Origin of the sequence: Klebsiella sp. Q11 (assembly GCF_964241505.1) — a bacterium.
GTDB lineage: Bacteria > Pseudomonadota > Gammaproteobacteria > Enterobacterales > Enterobacteriaceae > Klebsiella > Klebsiella michiganensis.
Window position 1 is genome coordinate 256,104 of record NZ_CAXSXW010000008.1, and the last position, 24,323, is coordinate 280,426.

At 58.9% G+C, this 24,323-nt stretch carries 20 protein-coding genes, 1 pseudogene and 1 riboswitch; of the genes and pseudogenes, 16 read left to right on the forward strand and 5 right to left on the reverse strand.

From position 1 onward, the window contains the following. Positions 1-32 precede the first annotated feature (32 nt). Positions 33-2,008, reverse strand: a pseudogene (locus tag ACESQ2_RS15560) (alkyl/aryl-sulfatase). Between the two features lie 232 nt (positions 2,009-2,240). Beyond that, positions 2,241-2,337, forward strand: a riboswitch (TPP riboswitch). Between the two features lie 34 nt (positions 2,338-2,371). Between ACESQ2_RS15560 and thiM the strand changes: the two are divergent. The 3 genes from thiM (at position 2,372) to fbaB (ending at position 5,143) form a co-directional block, all read left to right on the forward strand. Continuing rightward, a complete protein-coding gene (gene thiM, locus ACESQ2_RS15565) occupies positions 2,372-3,145 on the forward strand; it encodes a hydroxyethylthiazole kinase (protein ID WP_048260769.1) in 774 nt (257 codons plus the stop codon). After that, on the forward strand, positions 3,142-3,942 hold the full coding sequence (gene thiD, locus ACESQ2_RS15570) for a bifunctional hydroxymethylpyrimidine kinase/phosphomethylpyrimidine kinase (protein ID WP_373170830.1): 801 nt from the start codon (positions 3,142-3,144) through the stop codon (positions 3,940-3,942). The genes thiM and thiD overlap by 4 nt, the downstream gene beginning before the upstream one ends. 148 nt (positions 3,943-4,090) lie before the next feature. Then, a complete protein-coding gene (fbaB, locus tag ACESQ2_RS15575) occupies positions 4,091-5,143 on the forward strand; it encodes a class I fructose-bisphosphate aldolase (protein WP_004852587.1) in 1,053 nt (350 codons plus the stop codon). A 94-nt stretch (positions 5,144-5,237) separates the two neighbouring features. Here the strand turns inward: fbaB and ACESQ2_RS15580 are convergent, their stop codons facing one another. Together ACESQ2_RS15580 and ACESQ2_RS15585 are read right to left on the reverse strand one after the other, a co-directional pair. Next, on the reverse strand, positions 5,238-6,845 hold the full coding sequence (locus ACESQ2_RS15580; RefSeq protein ID WP_046877539.1) for an FGGY-family carbohydrate kinase: 1,608 nt from the start codon (positions 6,843-6,845) through the stop codon (positions 5,238-5,240). A gap of 30 nt (positions 6,846-6,875) precedes the next feature. Further along, positions 6,876-7,625, reverse strand: coding sequence for an SDR family oxidoreductase (locus ACESQ2_RS15585; protein WP_004852583.1), 750 nt, complete (start codon positions 7,623-7,625; stop codon positions 6,876-6,878). 258 nt (positions 7,626-7,883) lie between these two features. On the opposite strand from ACESQ2_RS15585, the gene ACESQ2_RS15590 reads away from it, so the two are divergent. Next, positions 7,884-8,885 carry a substrate-binding domain-containing protein gene (locus tag ACESQ2_RS15590; protein WP_025107794.1) on the forward strand — a complete coding sequence of 334 codons (1,002 nt, stop codon included), beginning with the start codon at positions 7,884-7,886 and terminating at the stop codon, positions 8,883-8,885. 14 nt (positions 8,886-8,899) lie between these two features. On the opposite strand, the gene ACESQ2_RS15595 is transcribed toward ACESQ2_RS15590, so the two are convergent. Then, positions 8,900-9,841, reverse strand: coding sequence for a sugar-binding transcriptional regulator (locus ACESQ2_RS15595; protein ID WP_014839020.1), 942 nt, complete (start codon positions 9,839-9,841; stop codon positions 8,900-8,902). A 206-nt stretch (positions 9,842-10,047) separates the two neighbouring features. On the opposite strand from ACESQ2_RS15595, the gene dalD reads away from it, so the two are divergent. The 12 genes from dalD to ACESQ2_RS15655 all read left to right on the forward strand — a co-directional run bounded on the left by dalD (position 10,048) and on the right by ACESQ2_RS15655 (position 23,371). Continuing rightward, positions 10,048-11,415 (forward strand): D-arabinitol 4-dehydrogenase, encoded by a 1,368-nt coding sequence (dalD, locus tag ACESQ2_RS15600; RefSeq protein WP_373170831.1) that lies wholly within the window; start codon positions 10,048-10,050, stop codon positions 11,413-11,415. A gap of 9 nt (positions 11,416-11,424) precedes the next feature. Then, positions 11,425-12,888 (forward strand): xylulokinase, encoded by a 1,464-nt coding sequence (gene xylB / locus ACESQ2_RS15605; protein ID WP_025107792.1) that lies wholly within the window; start codon positions 11,425-11,427, stop codon positions 12,886-12,888. Positions 12,889-12,957: 69 nt separating this feature from the next. Next, complete coding sequence (gene dalT, locus ACESQ2_RS15610) at positions 12,958-14,235, forward strand: D-arabinitol transporter (protein ID WP_088167791.1); 1,278 nt, start codon at positions 12,958-12,960, stop codon at positions 14,233-14,235. A gap of 48 nt (positions 14,236-14,283) precedes the next feature. Further along, the gene (locus ACESQ2_RS15615) at positions 14,284-14,946 is read left to right on the forward strand and encodes an HAD family phosphatase (RefSeq protein ID WP_014230111.1); all 663 of its coding nucleotides are present in this window, start codon (positions 14,284-14,286) and stop codon (positions 14,944-14,946) included. A 299-nt stretch (positions 14,947-15,245) separates the two neighbouring features. Further along, positions 15,246-16,400: a mandelate racemase family protein gene (locus ACESQ2_RS15620; protein ID WP_046877535.1), complete on the forward strand. Its 1,155-nt coding sequence runs from the start codon at positions 15,246-15,248 to the stop codon at positions 16,398-16,400. Positions 16,401-16,519: 119 nt separating this feature from the next. Then, positions 16,520-18,142 (forward strand): ABC transporter substrate-binding protein, encoded by a 1,623-nt coding sequence (locus ACESQ2_RS15625; protein WP_014230109.1) that lies wholly within the window; start codon positions 16,520-16,522, stop codon positions 18,140-18,142. After that, positions 18,139-19,176: an ABC transporter permease gene (locus tag ACESQ2_RS15630; protein ID WP_014839013.1), complete on the forward strand. Its 1,038-nt coding sequence runs from the start codon at positions 18,139-18,141 to the stop codon at positions 19,174-19,176. Before ACESQ2_RS15625 ends, ACESQ2_RS15630 begins: the two co-directional genes overlap by 4 nt. Next, positions 19,173-20,078, forward strand: coding sequence for an ABC transporter permease (locus ACESQ2_RS15635; RefSeq protein WP_025107786.1), 906 nt, complete (start codon positions 19,173-19,175; stop codon positions 20,076-20,078). The genes ACESQ2_RS15630 and ACESQ2_RS15635 overlap by 4 nt, the downstream gene beginning before the upstream one ends. After that, positions 20,050-20,913, forward strand: coding sequence for an ABC transporter ATP-binding protein (locus ACESQ2_RS15640; protein WP_046877550.1), 864 nt, complete (start codon positions 20,050-20,052; stop codon positions 20,911-20,913). The genes ACESQ2_RS15635 and ACESQ2_RS15640 overlap by 29 nt, the downstream gene beginning before the upstream one ends. 10 nt (positions 20,914-20,923) lie before the next feature. Further along, the gene (locus tag ACESQ2_RS15645) at positions 20,924-21,697 is read left to right on the forward strand and encodes an ABC transporter ATP-binding protein (RefSeq protein ID WP_046877534.1); all 774 of its coding nucleotides are present in this window, start codon (positions 20,924-20,926) and stop codon (positions 21,695-21,697) included. Between the two features lie 416 nt (positions 21,698-22,113). After that, positions 22,114-22,914, forward strand: a complete 801-nt coding sequence (locus ACESQ2_RS15650) for a winged helix-turn-helix domain-containing protein (RefSeq protein ID WP_016946929.1) — start codon at positions 22,114-22,116, stop codon at positions 22,912-22,914. Next, positions 22,901-23,371, forward strand: a complete 471-nt coding sequence (locus ACESQ2_RS15655; protein ID WP_016946930.1) for a hypothetical protein — start codon at positions 22,901-22,903, stop codon at positions 23,369-23,371. The genes ACESQ2_RS15650 and ACESQ2_RS15655 overlap by 14 nt, the downstream gene beginning before the upstream one ends. Here ACESQ2_RS15655 and yegS read toward each other — a convergent pair whose 3' ends face one another. Then, positions 23,372-24,265, reverse strand: a complete 894-nt coding sequence (yegS, locus tag ACESQ2_RS15660) for a lipid kinase YegS (protein ID WP_009654032.1) — start codon at positions 24,263-24,265, stop codon at positions 23,372-23,374. Positions 24,266-24,323 lie beyond the last annotated feature (58 nt).

Below are 24,323 nucleotides of genomic sequence, written 5' to 3' on the forward strand. Positions count from 1 at the left end.
GAATCCCGCAGCTGGCCGCCGCGGGAGCTTATTTACGGCGTCACGATATTGAACCAGAACTCAAATTTATCCATATAGCCCAGCATCTCGTCCAGCTTCGCGCCGTCGCCGGTCACTTTGACTTCACCCTTATCCTCCGCCTGTTTTAGCGTTTCCTCTTTCAGGATGATTTTGTTCAGCGTGGCGCGATCCAGCGCGATGGTAGCGTCGGCGTCTTTGGCTTCGGCATCGGCGGTGTGGTTGAGCACGCCGTTTTCCAGCTCTAGCTTATATTTACCGCCATCGTTACCAAGGTCGATATTGAATACCGCTTTGGCGGTTCCGGCTTTTTCGCCGTTGATATGGACCGCAAGATAGTCGAAAAACATTTCCGGGGTCATGGCCCGCACGGTATCCGGGCTGGCGGTATTCGGCGTCGGGCCTTTCACGACGCCGTTGCGTAGCTCCTGCGCGCCGGTCAGGTAGAAATTACGCCACGGTCCTGATTCCGCCTGATAGCCCAGCTGCTCCAGGGCATCGGCTTCCAGATTGCGCGCCTCCAGATTACCGGGATCGGCGAAGACAATTTTGCTGACTACCTGAGCTACCCAGCGATAGTTGCCCTGGTTGTAATCTTCTTTGGCTTTCTTGAGGATAGCGTCGGCGCCGCCCATATAATCAACGAACTTCTTCGCCGCTTCTTCCGGCGGCAGCTCGTCCAGCGTAGCCGGGTTGCCATCGAACCAGCCGAGATAGAGGACGTAGGTAGCCTTCACGTCATGGCTGACGGAGCCGTAGTAGCCGCGGTTGGCCCAGGTATTGGCCAGGCTGTCCGGCAGCTTGAATTTGGCGGCGATCTCATCGCGGGTCAGGCCCTCGTTGGCCATGCGCAGAGTCTGGTCATTAATGTACCGATACAGGTCGCGCTGGCTTTTCAGCAGGTTAACCACGTTCTCATTACCCCAGGTCGGCCAGTGGTGCTGGGCCATAATGATTTCAGCCTTGTCGCCCCAGCGCACAATGGCGGCGTTGATATATTTCGACCACGGTAGCGGTTCACGAATTTTCGCCCCGCGCAGCGAGTAGGTGTTATGCAGGGTATGGGTGACATCTTCGGCGGATTCAATGAGCTTCTTCTCTTCGATATACCACAGCATTTCCGACGGTGCTTCCGAGCCCGGCGCCAGCATAAAATCGTAGGTCAGGCCGTCGATGGTCTCTTTCTGGCCATCTTTCTCGATGATATTGGTGGGAGCAATCAGCGTGACGGTGCCGGCAGAGGTCGTGGTGCCGAGACCTGCGCCAACCTGGCCGGTGGCATCCGGTTTGAGCAGGTTGCCGTACATATAGCTGGCGCGACGGCTCATCACGTTACCGGCCATAATATTTTCAGCAACGGCTGCTTCCATAAAACCGGAGGGCGCGTAGATTTTGACTTTGCCGGATTTGACATCGGCTTCATCGACCACGCCGCGCACGCCGCCGTAATGGTCAACGTGGCTGTGGGTGTAGATCACCGCAACGACCGGCTTATTGCCGCGATTTTTGTAATACAGATCAATTCCGACCTTTGCGGTCTCCGCTGATACCAGTGGATCCACAACCGTGATGCCCTCTTTACCTTCAATGATGGTCATATTGGAGAGATCGAGGTTGCGGATCTGGTACACGCCTTCGGTCACTTCAAACAGGCCGCTGATATTGATGAGCTGGGATTGACGCCAGAGGCTGGGATTGACCGTATCCGGCGCTTTTCCCCCTCTTTGATAAAGGCGTACTGCTGCGGGTTCCAGATAACGTTGCCCTGTTCACCTTTAATCACTTCCGTAGGAAGCGCGGCAATAAAACCTTTATGCGCGTTGGTAAAGTCGGTGTTGTCGGAGAAGGGGAGCTGTTTATACAGCGCGTCGTTTGCCTGTTTGGTCGCCGCAGCGGCTTCTTTCGGTGACGTTTCGGCCCAACTGGTCACAGGGAGAGTCGAGATAATTCCTGCCAGAGCCAGACTTTTCATAATCGGTGTTAATTTCATCGGAATCCTCATGGGTTTACGCTGATTCACTCGTTAATTTCGATATGACGTCGGGTTACATCCTGTAACGCCTCCTAAACTATAAACACGTATCTGCAAAAGTGTTTATTTTGTTAATTATTTGATTGCTTATTGTTAATTTTGAATGGCCACGCGCTTGTATACCTACGCCGGGCCGGCTTGCGTTGTCCCGCGACTTACCGTAACCTGCCCGCTGAGAACGTTTTTATCTCTCAATGACTCGGGGTGCCCTTCCTTGTGAAGGCTGAGAAAAACCCGTACCACCTGATCTGGATAATGCCAGCGTAGGGAAGTCAGAGACCGCAGGGTCGTCGCTTCTTCATCGCCTGGCGGGAGCAAACGATGTCTGACCTGCTGAACCCCGCGCATATTGCCCATCTGCGGCACCTTTTTCACCGCCATTCTCCTCTTGTTCACTGCATGACCAACGACGTGGTGCAGACCTTTACCGCCAACGTCCTGTTAGCGATTGGCGCATCCCCGGCGATGGTTATCGACCCGGACGAAGCCAGCCAGTTTGCCGCCATTGCCGATGCGCTGCTGATTAATGTCGGTACGCTGACGGTTGAACGCGCGGCGGCGATGCGTGCGGCGGCGCACAGCGCGCAGCAGGCGGGTAAACCGTGGGCGCTGGACCCGGTGGCGGTCGGCGCTCTGACCTTACGGACAGAATTTTGCCGGGAGCTGCTGGCGCTGCAGCCTGCCGCCGTTCGCGGTAATGCGTCGGAAATTATGGCCCTGGCCGGAATGAGCGGCGGCGGGCGCGGCGTCGATACGACCGATACCGCCGCCGCAGCGCTGCCCGCGGCCCAGGCGCTGGCCCGCCAGCTGAATACCGTTGTAGCGGTAACCGGCGAGGTCGATTATGTGACCGACGGCCAGCGTACGCGCGCGGTCACCGGCGGCGATCCGCTGATGACCCGGGTAGTCGGCACCGGCTGCGCGCTATCGGCGGTGGTTGCCGCCGCTGCGGCGATGCCCGGCGATCGGCTGGAAAACGTGGCCGCGGCCTGCGGTCTGATGAAGCTCGCGGGGGGGAAAGCGGCGCTGCAGGGCGGCCCCGGCAGCTTTACTCCCGCCTTCCTCGATGCGCTCTATGCGGGAGGCGATCTGTGAAACGAATTAATGCGCTAACCATCGCCGGCACCGACCCGAGCGGCGGCGCGGGGATCCAGGCGGATCTCAAAACCTTCTCGGCGCTGGGCGCTTACGGCTGCTCGGTCATCACCGCGCTGGTGGCGCAAAACACCCGCGGCGTCCAGTCGGTGTACCGGATAGAGCCTGATTTTGTCGCCGCACAGCTCGATTCCGTTTTCAGCGATGTGCGCATCGATACCACCAAAATCGGGATGCTGGCGGAAACCGATATCGTCGAGGCGGTGGCGGAACGGCTGGCGCGTTATCAGATTAAAAATGTGGTGCTGGATACCGTCATGCTGGCGAAAAGCGGCGATCCGCTGCTCTCAACGTCGGCGGTAGAGACGCTGCGCCAGCGCCTGCTGCCGCAGGTCTCGCTGATCACCCCGAACCTGCCGGAAGCGGCGGCGCTGCTGGATGCGCCGCATGCCAGAACGGAACAGGAGATGCTGGAGCAGGGCAGAGCGCTGTTGGGAATGGGCTGCGGGGCGGTATTAATGAAGGGCGGCCATCTGGATGACGCTGAAAGCCCGGACTGGCTCTTTACCCGCGACGGGGAGCTGCGCTTTACCGCGCCAAGAGTGCAGACCAAAAATACCCACGGCACCGGCTGTACGCTGTCGGCGGCGCTGGCGGCCCTGCGTCCGCGTTACGAGGATTGGGGGCGAACCGTGGCGGAAGCCAAGGGCTGGCTCTCGGCGGCGCTGGCGCAGGCGGATTCGCTGGAAGTGGGGCACGGTATCGGTCCGGTGCACCATTTTCACGCATGGTGGTAAACGGCAAGACAACGTGTCAGCAGACTATGCTGAAAAAATAGGCTCCCGGCTGGAAAATCTGCTGAGTCGGTACCAGGCTTAACCTGCCCAAAATAATTGGGTTGGGAAAACGCATGCCGGTTTCGACCGGCACTTACGGGAGATCGCTATGACTGATATTACGCAGTTGCTTGGCAAAGATGCCGACACGCTTTTACAGCACCGCTGTATGACGATTCCAGCCGACCAGCTCTATTTGCCGGGGTCGGATTACGTCGATCGGGTGATGGTTGATAACAACCGTCCGCCGGCGGTGCTGCGTAATATGCAAACCCTGTATAACACTGGCCGCCTGGCGGGAACCGGCTATCTGTCGATCCTGCCGGTCGACCAGGGCGTAGAGCATTCTGCTGGCGCCTCTTTTGCCGCCAACCCGCTGTACTTTGATCCGAAAAATATCGTCGAACTGGCCATTGAGGCCGGTTGTAACTGCGTGGCCTCCACCTATGGCGTGCTGGCCTCGGTGTCGCGCCGCTATGCGCACCGCATCCCCTTCCTGGTCAAGCTGAACCATAACGAAACGCTGAGCTACCCGACCGAATACGATCAGACGCTGTACGCCAGCGTTGAGCAGGCGTTCAATATGGGGGCCGTGGCGGTCGGGGCGACGATCTATTTCGGTTCCGAACAGTCTCGTCGTCAAATCGAAGAAATCTCCGCTGCGTTTGAGCGCGCGCACGAACTGGGCCTGGTGACCGTGCTGTGGGCCTATCTGCGTAATTCGGCGTTTAAGAAAGATGGCGTCGACTACCACGTTTCCGCTGACTTAACCGGCCAGGCTAACCATCTGGCGGCGACCATCGGCGCGGATATCGTGAAGCAGAAAATGGCGGAAAATAACGGCGGCTATAAAGCGGTGAACTTCGGCTATACCGATGACCGGGTTTACAGCAAGCTCACCAGCGATAATCCGATCGATCTGGTGCGTTACCAGCTGGCGAACTGCTATATGGGCCGCGCCGGGCTGATTAACTCCGGCGGCGCCGCGGGCGGGGAAACCGATCTCTCCGATGCCGTGCGCACCGCGGTTATCAATAAGCGCGCGGGCGGCATGGGGCTGATTCTGGGCCGTAAGGCGTTTAAAAAATCGATGGCCGACGGCGTGAAGCTGATCAATGCCGTGCAGGATGTCTATCTGGACGGCAAAGTCACCATCGCTTAAGCATTCGCGTGGCGGCGCTACGCCTGGCCGGGCTACGGTTTCGTGCGGTCTGGTAGCCCGGGTAGGGCGTTTACGCCGCAGCCCGGGATCTTGCTTACTCGCGAATCAGCCGCGCCGTGTGCTGTAGCGTTTTATACGCTTCATAGCGCCGCTGATGATCGGCGCTATACTGGGCAACGCAGCGGTAGGTTTTATCCACCCGGGTAAACTGCTTCATCGCTTCCGGCAGGGACGGGGCGATCTGGCCGGCCACCGCGCCGAGAATCGCCGAACCTAACAGCACCGGTTCGCTGGATTCGGTACTCACCACGCTCACTCCGCAGGCGTCCGCCAGCAGCTGGCGCACCAGCGGATGCTGCCCGGCTCCGCCGCTGATGACGATATGCTCGCTGTGGATGCCGCACGCTTTCTGGGCGTCAATAATCTGCCGCAGGCCGTAGCCGATACCGCACAATCCGGCGACGTAGAGCGCCATCAGGTTGTCCAGATCCCGCTCCATCCCCAGCCCGGCGATAATCGCTTTCGCATGCGGGTCGGCCAGCGGCGCCCGATTACCTAAAAATTCAGGCACCACGTGCAGCCCGGCGGCGAGTTTGACCGCGGCAGAAGGACGTTCCACTTTCGCCAGCACGCTATCGGCAAGATAAACCGGCAGCGGGACGCCGCGCGCCCTGGCCAGCGCCTTAGCCTCGGCGGCGGCGGGATGGAAGCTCAGCAGCTGGTCGATGGCCGCTCCGGCCGCGCTCTGCCCGCCTTCGCTCAGCCAGAACCCCGGCACCATCGCCGAGTAATATGGCCCCCAGACGCCGGGCACGAACACCGCTTCCTGAGTGGTGGTCATGGTGCAGGAGGAGGTGCCGAAGACGTAGGCCATATTGTTAACCGCGCCGTTAAGCACGCCGACGGTGCCGATACCGCCCGCGTGGGCATCGATCATCCCGACCGCCACCGGAGTACCGACCGGCAGGCCCATCTCCTCTGCCGCCGTGGCGCAAAGGCCGTCGCCGCAGGGGGTTCCCGGATCGACAATCCGCTGGCCGATGCGGACAAAATCTTCATCCGCCAGCTCTTCGAGGCCAATCTGGCGGAAGTAGCTGGCATCCCAGCGTTGTTCATGCGCCAGGTAGGTCCATTTACAGGTCACGGTACAGACCGAGCGGGCTAAATCGCCGGTTGAGCGCCAGGTGAGATAATCGGCGAGGTCGAAGAAGTGGCGCGCCTGCTGATAAATGTGCGGGCGGTTCTCCTTCAGCCAGAGAATTTTCGGCGTTTCCATCTCCGGCGAGATTTTACCGCCGACGTACTGCAGCACCGCGTGGCCCGTGGCGTTGATCTTTTCCGCCTGCCCGGTGGCGCGGTGATCCATCCAGACGATAATGTTGCGCTCCGCATCTTCCGAAGGCCCGACCGCCAGCGGGGCGTCGTTATCGCCAATCACCACCAGCGAGCAGGTGGCATCGAAGCCGATCCCGGCAATCGATGACGGCGCGACCCCGGCGCTGGCCACCGCCGTTTTAATGCAGTAGCACACCGCCTGCCAGATCTCGCGGCTCGACTGTTCGACCACGCTTCCGGCGCTGCGAAACAGGGTAATTTCCCGGGTCGCGTGGGCGAGAAGCTCGCCCCGCAGATTGAACACCCCGGCGCGAACGCTGCCCGAACCGACATCGACGCCAATAATATGTTGCGTATCGATTTGCATAACATCCTCTCACACAGTCTGGTTGAACGGTCAGAGATCCACGCTGTTCGGTAGGATCACAATGTCGCGCACGGTGACGTTTTTCGAGCGCGTCACCATAAACAGCACCGACTCGGCCACCTCAATCGGCTGCATCAGGCTGCCGTTGGCCAGCGCTTCGTCCATTTTGGCTTTCGGCCAGTCGTCCAGCAGGGCGGTGACCACCGGGCCCGGCAGCACGGCGCCGACGCGCACGCCGTACTGCGAAACCTGGCGGCGAGTAGTATGAACAAACGCCTGGACGGCAAATTTCGACGCGGTATAGATAGGCTCCCAGATCACCGGCACCACCCCCGCGATAGAGCTGGTGAAGATAATGTCCCCGGACTTTTGCGCGATAAGATGCGGCAGGACGCTACGCACGCAGCGGAAGGCGGCGTTGGTGTTGAGGTGCAGCACGCGGTCCCACACGTCCGGATCGCCCTCGGCCACCGGCCCGCCGATGTAAGCTCCGGCGTTGGCGTGGAAAATATCGAGACGCCCGGTAAGCTGCAAAATACCCTGCAGAATATTATCGACCTGATCCGCCTGCATCAGGTCAACCTGCAGGGCGAAGGCGTTTTCGCCGAGTTCGGCGACAAGTTTGTTGAGCTTCTCGCCTTCACGGTCGATAAGCACCACTTTTGCGCCAGCGCCCAGCAGGGTTCTGGCGCATTCGAGGCCGATACCGGACGCCGCGCCGGTAATGGCGGCGACTTTACCGCTAAGGGAAGTATTCATAGAGGAGACAGAGTGGTTCATTTTATAATCCTTTACAGAGTCTGGTTGGAACTATCGAACGCGAGGGCATCGCGTTCGACGCTGGAGACGAAAACTTGTTAAGGTATTGAATATGAGCGTCATTTTTTTGATGTTCGCTGGCGTATTCACGCTGAATGCGTTAATACTTCGGGAAGTAAAATGGAAGCTCAATCGATGAAGCTCATGTTGCGCTAGCTTCATCGATTGAGCAAGTGGGGAAATTAACAGCGAAATGATTTTGTGACGCAAGTTGGGAAAATGAAGAAAATCACGATTTACGACCTGGCGGAACTGTCCGGCGTTTCGGCGAGCGCGGTGAGCGCTATCCTCAACGGCAACTGGAAAAAGCGCCGCATCAGCGCGAAGCTTGCCGAAAAGGTGACGCGGATTGCCGAGGAGCAGGGCTATGCGATTAACCGCCAGGCCAGCATGCTGCGCAGCAAAAAATCGCGCGTCATCGGTATGATTATCCCCAAATACGATAACCGCTATTTCGGTTCGGTGGCGGAGCGCTTTGAGGAGATGGCCCGCGAGCGCGGCCTGCTGCCGATTATCACCTGTACGCGCCGGAGGCCGGAGCTGGAGATCGAAGCGGTAAAAGCGATGCTCTCCTGGCAGGTTGACTGGGTGGTGGCCACCGGGGCAACCAATCCGGACAAAATTACCGCCCTGTGCCAGCAGGCAGGCGTGCCCACGGTCAATCTCGACCTGCCGGGCTCTGTCGCCCCGTCGGTGATATCGGATAACTACGGCGGCGCGAAGGCGCTGACCCACAAAATCCTCGCCAACAGCGCTCGCCGCCGGGGAGCGCTGGCGCCGCTGACCTTTATCGGCGGGCGCAGCAGCGACCATAACACCCGCGAGCGTTTACGCGGCTTCCACGATGCGCATCGGGAGCAGGGGCTGGTTGTGCCGCAGGAAAATATCCTGGCGCCCGGCTATTCAAAAGGCAAAGTTGAGGCCTGCCTGCAGGAGCGGTTTGCTACCGCGAAGACCCCATTGCCGGGGCTATTTGTCAACTCGACAATATCGCTGGAAGGGGTGGTGCGTTGGCTGTCGCAGGCGGGACTTACCGGCAGCGAGCAGCCGCCGATGGGCTGCTTCGACTGGGACCCGTTTGTCTATCTGCTGGGGCACGATATCGACATGGTGCAGCAGGACGTGCCGGCGATGCTGGAAGCGGTGTTCACGATTATTGACGCCGGCGAGGCCGGGCAGCAGCGGATTGAAATCCCGCCGCTGTTGATGAGCAGCCGCTGATCCGGCTGCCGCCGTTAGCGCGTCAGCAGCCAGCGGGCGGTGTGCTCGTCGGTCACCAGGCCGTTGATCCAGCCGCCTTTAAGCGCCGCCAGAATCGCCGGGCGTTTGTACTCGCCGCACGCCACCGCGATGCGCGGGCACTGGTTCTGGCGGATATCGTAGCTGGTGATCATTCTGTTGATTTCGCTCTCCACCACGCCACCTTCGGCATCGATAAAGCGTCCCATGATCTCGCCGATGCCGCCGCGTGCGGTCAGCTCATCCATCTGCGCCTGATTGATAAAGCCATCTTTGAAGATGGGGCTTTGGGTACCTAATGGCCCAATGCCGACAAAAATAACGTCCGCCCGGCGGGCGACGGCGGAAACGCTGCGAAACAGCCGGCTGGTACACCACATGTCGTACTCGTCCTGGGTCTGCGCGTAGCGCGGCGCGGGCCACTGATAGTACTTGGCCTTAATTTTGCTGGTCAGCAGCAGCGGGACGTCATCGTAATAGTTACATTGACCGTCGGCGTCCATGGCGCTGATCAGGGCGACGCAGCGGGTGTTCAGACTGTCGAAGTCGATGCGCTGCAGCGCTTTTTTCAGGGTCAGGCCGGAACCCAGGCCGATGATTTTCTCTTTATCATCCTGCAGATAGCGGGCCATCAGCTGATAGCAGCCGAAGGAGACGCTATCCAGGGTGCTTTCTTCGTTAAAGGCGGGGACGATATTGCACTCGATAAGCCGGTACTTCTCCTGCAGCAGCTGCGCATAGTCGAGGCAGTTCGCTACCGGGTGGTGCAGGCTAATCGACACAATCCCTTCTTCTTTCGCGGCGGCGATCAGCCGCTGTACCACCGGCCGCGACGTGCCAAGCTGGCTGGCGATCTCGCTCTGATTCTGCCCGGCGATGTAGTACATCCACGCGGCGCGGACCTTTTGATCCAGCCGGATATCATCTTCTTTGCTCATGCTTTCCTGCCCTAAGTGTCGGGCCGCGGCGATAATTTCGCCCGGCGAATACCCGCATTCTCGCCGTGGTCGGGAAAACTGGCAAGCTTTTGCTCTTTTCTGGTCATTTGTAATTTTATTGGGTAATTGTTCTTTTGTGATCCGTGGCTCTTATTTTGGTCAATTGATCATTTACAGTGAGGCCATCAACTCAAGGAGAGCAGAACATGAACAATCAATTCACATGGCTTCACATTGGTCTGGGTTCTTTTCATCGCGCGCATCAGGCGTGGTATCTGCATCGTCTGATCGCTTCCGGAGATAAACGCTGGCACATCGCGGCGGGGAATATCCGCAACGACGCCGAACAGGTGGTTCAGGCGCTGGCGGCGCAGGGCGGGCGCTACGTGCTGGAAACCGTCAGCCCGGAAGGGGAACGTGAATATGAAGAGATCACCTCCATTCAGAAACTGCTGCCGTGGCAGGCCGGGCTGCAGCCGCTGATTAACGAAGGGGCAAACCCGCAGACCAAAGTCATCGCCTTCACCGTGACGGAAGGTGGCTACTACCTGAATACCCGCCATAAGCTGGAAACCAGCAACCCCGATTTGCAGGCCGATCTGGCAGGGGAGTGCAAAACGATTTACGGCACTATCGCGCGGATTCTGGAAAAGCGTATGGCGGACAACGCCGGGCCGCTGACTCTGCTGAACTGCGATAACGTGCGCCATAACGGCGAACGCTTCCACGACGGTATGGTTGAGTTCCTGCAGCTAACCGGCAAGCAGGCGGTGATTGACTGGATGGCCGCCAACACCACCTGTCCGAACACCATGGTCGACCGCATCACCCCGCGCCCGGCGGCGGACCTGCCCGCGCGCATCAAAGCGCAGACCGGCATTGACGATAAAGCGCCGGTGATGGGCGAGACCTTTATCCAGTGGGTGGTGGAAAACAACTTCCGCGATGAACGCCCGAACCTGGAAGCGGTCGGGGTTGAGATGGTGGCGTCGGTGATTCCTTACGAAGAGGCGAAAATTCGCATTCTGAACTCGTCGCACAGCTGCATTGCGTGGGCGGGAACGTTAATTGGCCAGCAGTACATTCATGAAAGCACGCTAACGGATTTCATCTACGCCATTGCCGACCGCTACGTTACGGAAGATGTGATCCCATGCCTCGGCGATAATGGCATTGACCTGCCGGCCTATCGCGACGTGGTGCTCAAACGCTTTACCAACCCATATATCCAGGACACCAACCAGCGCGTCGCCGCCGATGGCTTCTCGAAAATTCCGGCGATGATCGCCCCAACCCTGCAGGAGTGCTACCAGTGCGGCGTTCGCCCGCAAGCCACCGCCATGCTGCCCGCGCTGTTCTTCGTCTTTATGGAGCAGTGGCACAAGGGCACCCTGCCGTATGAGTACCAGGACGGCATCCTCGACGCCGAGGGGGTGCATCAGATGTTTGAAGCCAACGATCCGCTGGCCCTTTACGCCCGCGATAAAGCGCTGTTTGGCGAACTGGCCGAAAACGCCGATTTCCTCGCGCTGATGCGCGAAAAAGTGGCGGCCGTTTATACGCTGATTAACTAAGAGGTGGCTATGTATCTGGGTATCGATCTCGGCACATCGGAAGTCAAAGCGCTGGTCATTGATGAGAACAATGAGGTTATCGCCAGCCATAGCGCGCCGCTGAGCATTCAGCGGCCCCATCCGCACTGGTCAGAACAGTCGCCGCAGTCATGGTGGGAGGCGACGGAGTATCTGATGACCACGCTGCGGGAAAAATGCGCCCAGCACTGGCCGGCCATTAAGGCCATTGGCCTTTCCGGGCAGATGCACGGCGCGGTTCTGCTGGATGCCGAGGGGGAGGTGATTCGCCCGGCAATCCTGTGGAACGACACCCGCTGCGCCGCGGAGTGCGCGGAGCTGGAAGAGATGGCGCCGGAGCTGCATCAGGTGGCGGGAAACCTGGCGATGCCCGGCTTTACCGCGCCGAAGCTGCTGTGGGTGCGTCGCCATGAGCCGGAAAACTTTCAGCGCACCGCTACGGTGCTGCTGCCGAAGGATTATCTGCGCTACCGGATGACCGGTAAAAAAGTCTCCGATATGTCCGACGCCGCCGGGACGCTGTGGCTGGACGTGGCGAAGCGCGACTGGTCCGACGCTCTGCTGGATAAATGCGGCCTGGCGCGTAGCCAGATGCCGACCCTGGTCGAAGGCTGCGAGGTTTCCGCCACCCTTGACCCGCAGGTGGCCGAACGCTGGGGGCTGAACGCCTCGGTAGCGGTAGCCGGAGGCGGCGGCGATAACGCGGTCAGCGCCATAGGCGTCGGCGCGGTTTCGCCCGGGGATGCGTTCATTTCGCTTGGCACCTCCGGGGTGCTGTTTGTGGTGACCGACGCCTATCGTCCGGCTCCGCAGTCGGCGGTCCATGCGTTTTGTCACGTGCTGCCGAATCTGTGGCATCAGATGAGCGTGATGCTCAGCGCCGCCAGCTGTTTGCAGTGGTTCTGCCGCCTGACCGGCACTACGGAAGTGGCGCTGCTGGAGGAGATTGCCGAACTTAGCGAAGAGGAGAAGTCCCACGCGCCGTTCTTCTTACCCTATCTCTCCGGCGAACGTACGCCACACAACGATCCTGACGCGCGCGGCATGTTCTGGGGCATGACCCACTCCAGCCTGCGCGCCCAGCTCGGCTACGCGGTGCTGGAAGGGGTGAGCTTCGGCATCAGCGACGGTCTGCAGGTACTGAAAGAGAGCGGTACGCAGATCGAACAATGTTCGCTGGTTGGCGGCGGCGCCCGCAGCCCGTTCTGGGCGCAGCTGTTGGCCGATATCCTCGATATGCCGGTGGTGACCCACAAAGGCGGTGAGACCGGCGGCGCGCTGGGCGCGGCGCGGCTGGCCTGCCTGGCGGCGGGCAAACCGATTACCGAAGTCTGTGAAAAACCGGAGATCTGGCAGACCTGGCGCGCGGACCCGGTACGCCATCAAACCCTGATGCGGCGCTATGCGCAGTTTAAGGCCCTGTATTTAAACGATCTGAACTATCGGCAGCATTAATTTTTATCACCATAACCGCTCCGGTGAACTGACCGGAGCGGCCTCCTGTACCCTAAAAACGAGGTCATTATGTCCATCAATAATAAACAGTGGCTCGGTTTACCCCTGAACCTGCTCTGGGGATACATCGCCATTGCCGTATTTATGACCGGCGACGGTTTTGAACTGGCATTCCTGTCGCACTACATCAAAGAGCTCGGGTTCTCCCCGGCGCAGGCATCGTTCGCCTTTACCCTCTACGGCCTGGCCGCCGCGCTGTCGGCGTGGATCTCCGGCGTGGTGGCGGAAATCATCACGCCGCTGAAGACCATGATGATTGGCTTCGTGCTGTGGTGCGTGTTCCACGTGCTGTTCCTCGTTTTCGGCCTTGGTCACGCGAACTATGCCCTGATCCTGGTTTTCTACGGCATCCGCGGCTTCGCGTATCCGCTGTTCCTTTACTCGTTTATCGTCGCCATTATCCACAACGTGAAAAGCGATAACGCCAGCTCGGCGATCGGCTGGTTCTGGGCAGTTTACTCGATCGGCATCGGCGTGTTCGGCAGCTATATTCCGAGCTTTACCATCCCGCATATCGGCGAGCTGGGGACTTTGTGGCTGGCGCTGGCTTTCTGCGTCACCGGCGGCATCATTGCGCTGGCTTCCCTGCGCCATATTAAAACGCCGCACCATATGCAGAACCTGACCACCCGCGAGAAGTTTGCCGAACTGGGCCGCGCGGCGACGCTGCTCTATACCAACCGCAATATTCTGCTGTCGAGCATGGTGCGAATTATCAACACCCTGTCGCTGTTCGGCTTTGCGGTGATTATGCCGATGATGTTCGTCGATGAGCTGGGCTTTACTACCTCGGAATGGCTGCAGGTGTGGGCGGTCTTCTTCTTCACCACCATTTTTTCGAACGTGCTGTGGGGCATTCTGGGTGAAAAACTGGGCTGGATGAAGGTGGTGCGCTGGTTCGGCTGCATCGGCATGGCGCTCTCCAGCCTGGCGTTTTATTACATTCCGCAGCACTTCGGACATAACTTCGCGATGGCGCTGCTTCCGGCTATCGCTCTGGGGATCTTTGTCGCCGCGTTCGTACCGCTGGCGGCCGTTTTCCCGGCGCTGGAGCCGCAGCACAAAGGCGCGGCCATTTCGGTATATAACCTGTCGGCGGGGATGTCGAACTTTCTCGCGCCGGCCATTGCGGTGATTTTGCTCCCGTTCTTCAGCACCATCGGGGTGGTGATCGCCTATACCGCGCTGTACGTGGCGGCTTTTTTCCTCTGTGCGTTTATTCGCGTCGAGCAGCCGGGTTTTACCCACAAGGAAGCGCCGGCCAGCGAGCAGGTGGAGTTCTCTTAAGGTGATGCGGCCGGCATGCCAGGCATGCCGGCCTTAATGAGGTGGATGATGAGTATTCAGGCAGTGATTTTTGACATGGATGGCGTAATTATTGATTCCGAAGCCCTGTGGCGGCAGGCGCAAATCGACGCCCTCGCGCAGTGGGGGGCAACGGCGAGCGTCGAGGAGTGCGAAACCCTGACCAAAGGCAAACGCCTCGACGATATTGCCCGCACCTGGTGCCGCTATTGCCAGCTTGAGCTTGCCCCGCAGCGGCTTGAGGCCGCGATATTGCAGCGTATTACCGGCCTGATCGCCGCCGAAGGCGAGCCGATGCGCGGCGTGCATGAGGCGTTACGCTATTTTCGCCATGCCGGTTATAAAATTGCCCTCGCCACCTCCTCGTCCCGGCAGGTTATCGCCGCCGTGCTGAACAAGCTCTCGCTCTGGCACTATTTTGATGTGATTTGCAGCGCGGACGATGAAGCGCAGGGCAAGCCGCATCCGGCGGTGTATCTGACGACGTTGGATAAGCTGAATCTCGACGCCAGCCGGTGCCTGGTGATCGAAGACAGCTTCAACGGCTTTAGCGCCGCCCGGGCGGCGGGGATTGCCACGATAGTGATTGCCGAAGATAGCCAGCACGCGCGTTTTCAGGGCGCCGCTGGCCGCTATCGGGCGCTGCCTGAACTGCTGGAAGCCCTTACCGCCGAGGCGGAGGCGGTCGAATAACTCACCCTTTCGTGAGCGCAGAAAATCCCGGGATGTACACGGTCGGTTACTCTCTTTTCTGCGCTCACGCCCCCCTTTTTCACCATGCCGATCCGCCTCACATTTCGCTTATCTTTTGTGAAAACAGTCACGCCTTGTTGTGCCAATGCCCAAATTTATTGCCTTGCTTAGCGGTGTTTGTCCGAGGCACTGCTGCGTAATTGTGCTTAGATTAGATATTGAAACGTATTTTCAATAATGTGAAACCACTTTGCCGATTTGCTTCTATCGATCGGATTTGGCCGTGATAAGGACCGAGCATGAAAATTGAATCTGTAAATGTCACCGTTTTCCAGTATCCCACGCGTCGGGTTTCCGACAGCGCCGGGCACTCCCATCCGGGGGCTGAAAGCATGGCCAAAATGGCGATGCTGACCATCACCGCCGATGATGGCGCGCAGGGCTTTTCGTTTGCGCCTCCGGAAGTGGTGCGCCCGTTCGTGGTGAATACCTTTTTCCGCAAGGTGCTGGTGGGGCAGGACCCGTTTAACCGCGAGCGTATCTGGCAGGATCTTAACCACTGGCAGCGCGGCAGCGCTCACCAGCTGACCGAGCGCGCGCTGTCGTTTGTTGAACAGGCGCTGTGGGACCTGATAGGCCGCAGCCTTAAGATGCCGGTTTACAAGCTGCTCGGCGGCTATCGCGACATCGTCCCGGCCTACGGCAGCACGATGTGCGGCGACGATCTGCCGGGCGGTCTGTCGACCCCGGAGGAGTATGCCGCCTTTGCCGAAAAGCTGGTCGCCCGCGGCTACAAGGCCATCAAGCTGCACACCTGGATGCCGCCAATCTCTTTTGCGCCCAATCCCAAAATGGACATTAAAGCCTGCGCGGCGGTGCGCGAAGCGGTGGGGCCGGATATTGACCTGATGATTGACGGCTATCACTGGTACAGCCGCGCCGAGGCGCTGTGGATCGGCAAAGAGCTGGAAAAACTCAACTTCGCCTGGTTTGAGGAGCCGATGGAGGAGGATTCGATGTCCTCCTACGCGTGGCTGGCGGAAAACCTGTCGATCCCCATCGTCGGGCCGGAGAGCTTCGGCGGTAAGCACCGCATGCGCGCCGAATGGGTGAAAGCCGGAGCCTGCGACATTCTGCGCGCCGGCGCTAACGGCGTGGGCGGTATTACCCCGACCATGAAGGTCGCGGCGCTGGCGGAATCTTTCGGCATGGATTGCGAAGTCCACGGCAACGGCGCGGCAAGCCTGGCGGTGGTCGGGGCGATCCGCAACTGCCGCTGGTACGAGCGCGGCCTGCTGCATCCGTTCCTCGACTACGATGAACCGGCGGCTTATCTCAACAGCCTTGTTGACCCGATGGATGACCAGGGCTTTGTGCATCTGTCACAACGTCCGGGCCTCGGCGAAGACATTAATTTTGCGTATATCGAAGCCAATACCGTTAGCCACGACTGATTCAAAAAAATAAATGCCCGATGGCGCTGCGCTTATCGGGTCTGCGGCCCGGTAGACCGGATAAGGCGAAAATGCCGTCATCCGGCAACATGTACCCTACAGTACAGGCAAACAGAGATATGAAAAAAACCTCCCGACTGGCAGCGTGCTTGCTCGCGCTCGCCGTGTCGATGGGGAGCGGGGCGGCGATGGCGAAAACGCCGCCCGACCAGCTCATCATCGGTATGAATATGAATAACCTGCTCACCCTGGACCCGGCGGCGATGACCGGTAATGAAGTGGTGGGGATCGTGGTCAACCTCTACGACTCGCTGGTGGAGCTTGACCCTGAGCAGCTCACCAACGTTAAGCCCGCGCTGGCGAAATCCTGGGATATCAGCCCCGACGGCAAAACCCTGACCTTTCATCTGCGCGACGACGTGAAATTTCACTCCGGCAATCCGCTGACCGCCGCCGACGTGGTGTGGTCGATGCGGCGCATCCTGCACCTCAACCTGGCGCAGGCCTCGGTATGGAAATCCTACGGCTTCAGTCAGAAAAACATCGACGGCCAGGTCAGCGCGCCGGACAGCTTCACGGTGCAGATCGTGTTGCCCAAAGATAACGACCCGCAGCTGGTGATCTACTCGCTGGCGGCGCTGGGCAACCTCGGAGTGCTCGACAGCAAAACGGTGCAAAGCCACCAGCAGGATAACGACTGGGGTAACCGCTGGCTGACCACCCATGAAGCCGGTTCCGGGCCGTTCACGCTGGAAACCTGGCAGGCGAAAGATGTGCTGCGCATGAAGCGCAATCCTGACTACTGGCGCGGCGAGGCGAAAATGAGCCGCGTGGTGCTGCGCCATTTCCAGGAGTCGCAAACCCTGCGCCTGATGATCGAAAAAGGCGACCTCGATATTGCCAACAATATGGCGGTTTCCGACATCAACGCCCTGCGCAGCGACCCCCAGCTGACCGTCGACGCGGTGCAGCGCGGCACCATGTACTACGTGGCGATGAGCATGAAAGAGGCGCACTTCGCCCATCCGAAAGTGCGCGAAGCGGTGCGCTATCTGATTGACTACCAGGGCATCAATAAAGCGCTGATGCCGGGCTACGGGGTGCTGCACCAGCGGCCGATTAAGGCGGGCATGCCGTCAACGCTGCCCGACCCGGGCTATAAGCTGGACGTGGCGCGGGCGAAAAAGCTGCTGGCGGAAGCAGGCTATCCCAACGGCTTTGATACCACGCTGCGGGTCCTCTCGGATCAGCCGTTCCTGAACATTGCTATCGCCGTGCAGTCGACGCTGATGCAGGCGGGGATTAACGCCAAAATTATCACCGGCACCGGTAACCAGATCTACGGCGCGATGCGCGAGCGTAAATTTGACCTGCTGGTAGGACGCGGCGGCAGCGGAATGGAGCCGCACCCGCACTCCAGCCTGCGCGCGCTGGTCTATAACCCGGATAACAGCGATGAGGCGCGCCTGACCAACTTCCAGGGCTGGCGCACCGGCTTTTACGACCCGCAGCTCAACGCGATGATTGACCGCGCCCTGCTGGAACGCGATCCGCAAAAACAGGTGGCCGACTACCAGGCCATCCAGACGCGCTACGACCAGCTGGTCCCGGCCCTTATTCCGCTTTCGCAGATGGTCGATTCCGTGGTGGTGCGTAACGAGGTGCGGCAGTATCAGCCGCACCCCTCTGCCACCACTTTTCTGCGTGACGTCGATAAAGTCCGCGAAGGAGAAAAAGGATGAGTATCGCAATCCTTGCGCCCGGCTCACGCGGCCGGCGCTTATCAAAACGACTGCTGCAGGTGGTGATTACGCTGTTCGGCCTGCTGCTGTTGACCTTCACTATTGGCCGCGTCATGCCCATCGACCCGGTGCTGGCGATTGTTGGCCCGGACGCTGACCAGAGTACCTACCAGCAGGTTTACCATCAGCTGGGGTTTGATAAATCGCTGACCACCCAGTTTGGCATCTATTTCGTCAACCTGCTGCACGGCGATCTGGGCAACGCGCTGCTGACCGGGAAACCGGTGGTGGACGACATTATCCGCGTCTTCCCGGCCACCATGGAGCTGGCGACGATGGCGATTCTCGTCGGCGCGGGCCTCGGTATTCCGCTGGGCGTGCTGGCGGCGGCGCGGCGCAATAGCGTCGCCGATTATGTCGTGCGCATTATCAGCCTGGCGGGCTACTCGACGCCGATTTTCTGGGTCGGGATGATGGGGCTTTTAGTCTTCTACGCCTGGCTCGGCTGGGTGGGCGGCGCCGGACGGGTGGACCTTGGCCTGGACGGTATGGTGCCGCGCCGCACGGGGCTGATGACCGTTGATGCGCTGCTGGCGGGCAACGGTCAGGTCTTCTGGAACGCTATTAATCACCTGATTCTGCCCGCCTCGCTGCTCGGCTTTCACTCGCTGGCCTACATCAGCCGCATGACCCGCAGCTTTATGCTGGCCCAGCTGTCGCAGGAGTTCATTATTACCGCGCGGGTGAAGGGGCTGACCGAGCGTCAGGTCATCTGGAACCATGCGTTTCGCAATATCCTCGTACAGCTGCTGACGGTGGTGGCGCTGGCCTACGGCGCGCTGCTGGAAGGCGCGGTGCTGATTGAAACCGTCTTCTCGTGGCCGGGTTTCGGCTCCTACCTCACCGGTAGCCTGCTGCTGGGCGATATGAATGCGGTAATGGGCTGCGTGCTGCTGGTGGGGGCGATCTTCGTGATGCTCAACCTGCTCTCCGACATGCTGTATCAATTCTTTGACCCGAGGACAAAATCATGACCGTTTCTCTGGATTCGCCGCTTTCGGGCGGCACGGGCGAAGGCCGTCAGCGGCTGCAACGCGCGGCGGCGCGGGCCGTCGGGTTTATCGGCAAAATGGCGCGCAACCCGCTAACGGCCATCGGCGGCGGAATTATCTTTCTGCTGCTGGTGGTGGCGATTTTCGCGCCGCTGATTGCGCCGTATAACCCGCTGGTGCAGGACCTCAACAGCGCGCTGGTCGCGCCGAACGCGCAGCACTGGTTCGGCACCGATGAGTTTGGCCGGGATATCTTTAGCCGCCTGGTGTACGGCTCGCGCATCACGCTCTATATCGTGCTGCTGGTCTCGGTGACCGTCGGTCCGCTCGGGCTGCTGCTCGGCGTCAGCGCCGGCTATTTTGGCGGTAAGGTCGATATGGTGCTGATGCGCGTCACCGATATTTTCATCTCCTTCCCGAGTCTGGTCCTGGCGCTGGCGTTTGTCGCCGCCTTAGGTCCGGGGCTGGAGCACGTGGTTATCGCCATCACGCTCACCGCCTGGCCGCCGATAGCCCGCCTGGCGCGCGCCGAAACGCTCTCTCTGCGCCAGGCCGATTTTATCTCCGCCGTACGTCTGCAGGGCGCATCATCGGCCCGCGTCCTCTGGCGCCATATCGTGCCGCTGTGTCTGCCCTCGGTCATTATCCGTATCACCATGAATATGGCCGGGATCATTCTGACCGCGGCCGGTCTGGGCTTTCTCGGGCTCGGCGCGCAGCCGCCGGAGCCGGAGTGGGGGGCGATGATCTCCAGCGGGCGCACTTACATGATGGAGTGCTGGTGGGTGGTTACGATTCCGGGGCTGGCGATTCTGATCAACAGCTTAGCGTTTAACTTCTTAGGAGATGGCCTACGTGACATCCTCGATCCCCGCAGCGAATAATGCTCCGCTGCTCGACGTGCGCGATCTGTGCGTCGACTTTGTTAACGGCAGCGCGGTGACCCATGCCGTGCGCGGCGTCTCCTTCCAGCTGGGGCGCGAAAAGCTGGCCATTGTCGGCGAGTCCGGTTCAGGTAAATCCACCGTTGGGCGCGCCCTGCTGCAGCTGCATCCGAAAAAGGCCCGCGTCAGCGCCAGCCGGATGCAGTTTGCCAACCTCGATCTGCTGCAACTTACTGAAGCGCAGATGCGCGGCGTGCGCGGCAAACGTATCTCCATGATTATGCAGGACCCGAAATATTCGCTTAATCCGGTGGTCTGCGTCGGTAAGCAAATTGCCGAGGCCTGGCTGACCCATCATCCCGGGCGCAAAGATGAGGCGAAGGCAAAGGCGCTGGAGATGCTGGAGGTGGTGCGTATTCGCCAGCCGGAGCGCGTTTATCAGCTTTATCCGCATGAGATATCCGGCGGACAGGGGCAGCGCATCATGATTGCCATGATGCTGATTACCGACCCGGAGCTGGTGATTGCCGATGAGCCGACCTCCGCGCTGGACGTGTCGGTGCGCCTGCAGGTGCTGGGCCTGCTGGATGATCTGGTTCAGTCGCGCGGGCTGGGGCTGATTTTTATTAGCCACGACATCAACCTGGTGCGCAGCTTTTGCGACCGCGTGCTGGTGATGTACGCCGGACGGGTGGTGGAGTCTATTGCCGCCTGCGACCTCGATAACGCCCGTCATCCCTATACTCAGGGGCTGATTAACTCGCTGCCGGATATGCAGCATCGTCGCCCGATACTGCCGGTGCTGCAGCGCCAGGCCAGCTGGTTAACGGAATAAGGAGTGGATGATGATTGAAGTTCAACGTCTCAACCTCGCGTTTGGCGAAGGGGAGAAGCGTAACCAGGTGCTGTACGACGTTAGTTTCCACGTTAAGCCCGGCGAGATCTACGGTCTGGTGGGGGAGTCCGGCTCCGGCAAAACCACGGTGCTGAAGTGCCTGGCGGGGCTGTTTACCCACTGGCAGGGGGAGTTAACCATTGACGGGCAGCGCTTAGGGCATGAGATTAGCCGCGAGCGCTGCCGTCAGGTGCAGATGGTATTTCAGGACCCGTACGGATCGCTGCATCCCCGTCACACCATTGGCGATATCCTTGAAGAGCCGCTGCAGATTCATCGCATTCACGATCGCGACCGGCGGATTCATGCGCTGCTGGACAAAGTGGGCCTCAATCGTGCGTTTCGCGAACGCTATCCGCATCAGCTTTCCGGTGGTCAGCGGCAGCGCGTGGCGATTGCCAGAGCGCTGATCCTTGAGCCGCAGGTGCTGCTGCTGGATGAGCCGACGTCGGCGCTGGATGTGTCGGTGCAGGCCGAGATCCTCAACCTGCTGGCAGAATTGCAGCGGGAGGCTAAACTCACTTACCTGATGGTGACCCACGATTTGGGCGTCATTGCCCATTTATGCCAGAAGGTGGCGGTAATGCAGTACGGGAAAATCCTTGAAACCCTGACGGTCGATGCGCTGGTCAACGGCGAGGCGCAAACGGCCTATACGCAGATGCTGGTAAACGCCAGCCGGCAATATACGCGCGAAATGGCGCGCGAGGTGGCGGCATACTAAGCGATATGGCGCATTGTCTCGCGGGCAATGCGCCCTGTTTTTGGATAAAACTTTGAAATGATATGTATTAATAGTTATAAATATCGTCTATTAATGTAAAAGTGGTGTTTAGATCTAAAATGAAAGTATCTGTTGTATGAATGAAAATATGTGGAATCATAACTTGTATTTATTATTCACTTTGAAATAAATAACCAGATTCGCTTCAAATCTCAAAATATTCCATGCTGTAAATTCATTTAAACCTTGCTAATTGCAAGGAAAAACTGCGTATTACGCCTCCAGATCCGCTGAGTAATAGAGTAAACTCGCCTGCGAATAATCTTAAGTTATCAGCTGCGTCATAAAGGATTACCGTATTTAGAGTAGGGTACCCATGCCGCTTATCCACTTGATTACTATTCTCAGGGAACAGGATGGAAAAAACATATACGATTAATGGAATAATTACATTTATTCCTCAACGTGGTGCTCTAATACTCATTGCTGACGAGACGAAAACGGTTTCATTAAATATGCCGGCCAGCCGTTGTTTATTGCTGCTTATTCAGCAGGATGGCAAAACCGTTGCCCGCGAAACCTTTTTCGAGGAAGTGTGGATAAAGCATGGCTCCCAGGTAACCAGCAACGGTTTCTACCAGAATATTTCTCTGCTGCGCCGGGCATTTAAAGAGCTGGGCATGGAGGGCGATATTATTATTACGCTGCCGAGGGTTGGCGTCAGGCTGGATGCGACAATATCGGTGACGGAGTCTCAGTCGTGCGAGATGGAGAAGGCGCCGGAGCCAGAGTTGCCAGTAGATGGGCCCGTGCACGAGGAGGTCGCGGCTGCGAGTGTGCCTGAAAAAAAGCGGTTAAGGCCGCGATGCTCTCTGTTATGGGGGCTTGCGGCGCTGCTGAGCTGTCTGGTCGGCGGTTTTGTTGCGTGGCAAACAGAATTCGACTCTTATTTGCAAACTTATTCGCCCATAATTGCTAAACTTTCGCAACAATGTCATTTCTTTGCCAATAATGATGTGGTTGATCACGTTCGTCATGTCAATTTTATCAAGCGCAGCAAATTTGAATGTGAAGAATACTCGTGGATTTATTTGACGCTTTATCCCGGGCAAGCGCGGGTGTCGGTGATTCGCTGCCGTCAGCCATTTAGTCAATGGCGTGATAATCAATGCCTCACCAAATATTACATTAAGGAGGTAGCCAATGCGCCCGCGTGAAATTAAATGGTTAATCGCTATCGTATTTATCGGGGTGCTTAGCGGAATAATGATAAAATCCTGGCAATACTGGCAGCGCAATCATTTCCAGTGCAGCGGCGAGATGCGGCTAATTAACGCAGGCTACCAGGGCGATATTTCCTTACGCTACGTATTTGATAGTAATCGCGGGCTGGCGATGGTCCGGGGGGAAATTACGCCGCCGCAGGGCGCTGCGTTTACCATTAATCAGAACATCTGGTTTAGCTTTACCCGCGACGGCCAGCACTACTTCCTGCGTTCGGAAACCGTCTCAGCCAGCATCGGCGAGACCGAGCAGGAGGAGCATGTAAAGCGTATCCTGCCAGCGTTTTTCCTCCAGCCGCAGGTGCCGTTTTACCTTAACATCCAGCGGCTCAACGAACGTACCCGGCTGCTGTATACCAGCCGGGCGCCGTCTTTGCTTTGCGAAACCTGATTAACGTAGCAGCGGGCAGTCCGGCGGCAGCCGGCAGCGTAGCGCGGCCGGTAACAGCTCCATACGGAAGGTTTTGCCGGTTAGCGGTTCACCATCGAGATTAAACGTCATCTCGTGGGGAGCGGTGATCTCGAACCACGATGAGACGCCGTCGATAATATTCGGCGAGGTTTCCGGATTGGCCAGGGTGCTGAACAATGCGGGGATTAGCTCTTCGCCGGTGAAAATGCGCAGATGCAGCAGGCCGTCGTTGATTAATGCTTCCGGGCACAGCTGCTGGCCGCCGCCGGCCTGGCGCCCGTTGCCGATGCCGATGACCAGCGCGTCGCCATGCCAGTGAAAGTTCTCGCCGCGGATTTCGCAGCGGTCAGGCTTAAGCGTATCCATGCGCATCAGGCCGTGGATTAAATAAGAGACGCCGCCCAGCGCGGCCTTGAGCTTCTCCGGGGTTTCGGTCGTGATTCGGGTGCCAAAACCGCCGGTGGCCATATTAATAAAACCGGTCTTATCGTTAACCCGTGCAACATCTATCGCCACATCGCGGCCAACGATGGCCAGCTTCAGGGCGCTGGCCAGATCCTGAGGGATGCCGACGCTGGTGGCGAAGTCGTTCGCCGTGCCCAGCGGTAAAATCCCCAGCGCCAGATTGCCGTCGCGCTCCACCAGCGCCGTCGCCACCTCATTGATGGTGCCATCGCCGCCGCCGGCAATCACCGTTTCGACGTTCAGCGTCAGGGCTTCATCGATAAACCGAACGGCATCGCCCTTTTCCCAGGTGACGCGGACGTGAATATCGATACCTTCGTCGCGTAACAGTTTAACCGCCTCTCGCAGGGACGGTTCATTGGCGCCTTTACCATTCAGAATCAGTAAGCTGGCTGGAAACGTGGACATTATCAGGGGACCTTTGTTGCTCAATGATGCATAAAGTGTACCGCATGCGGGAAGGGAA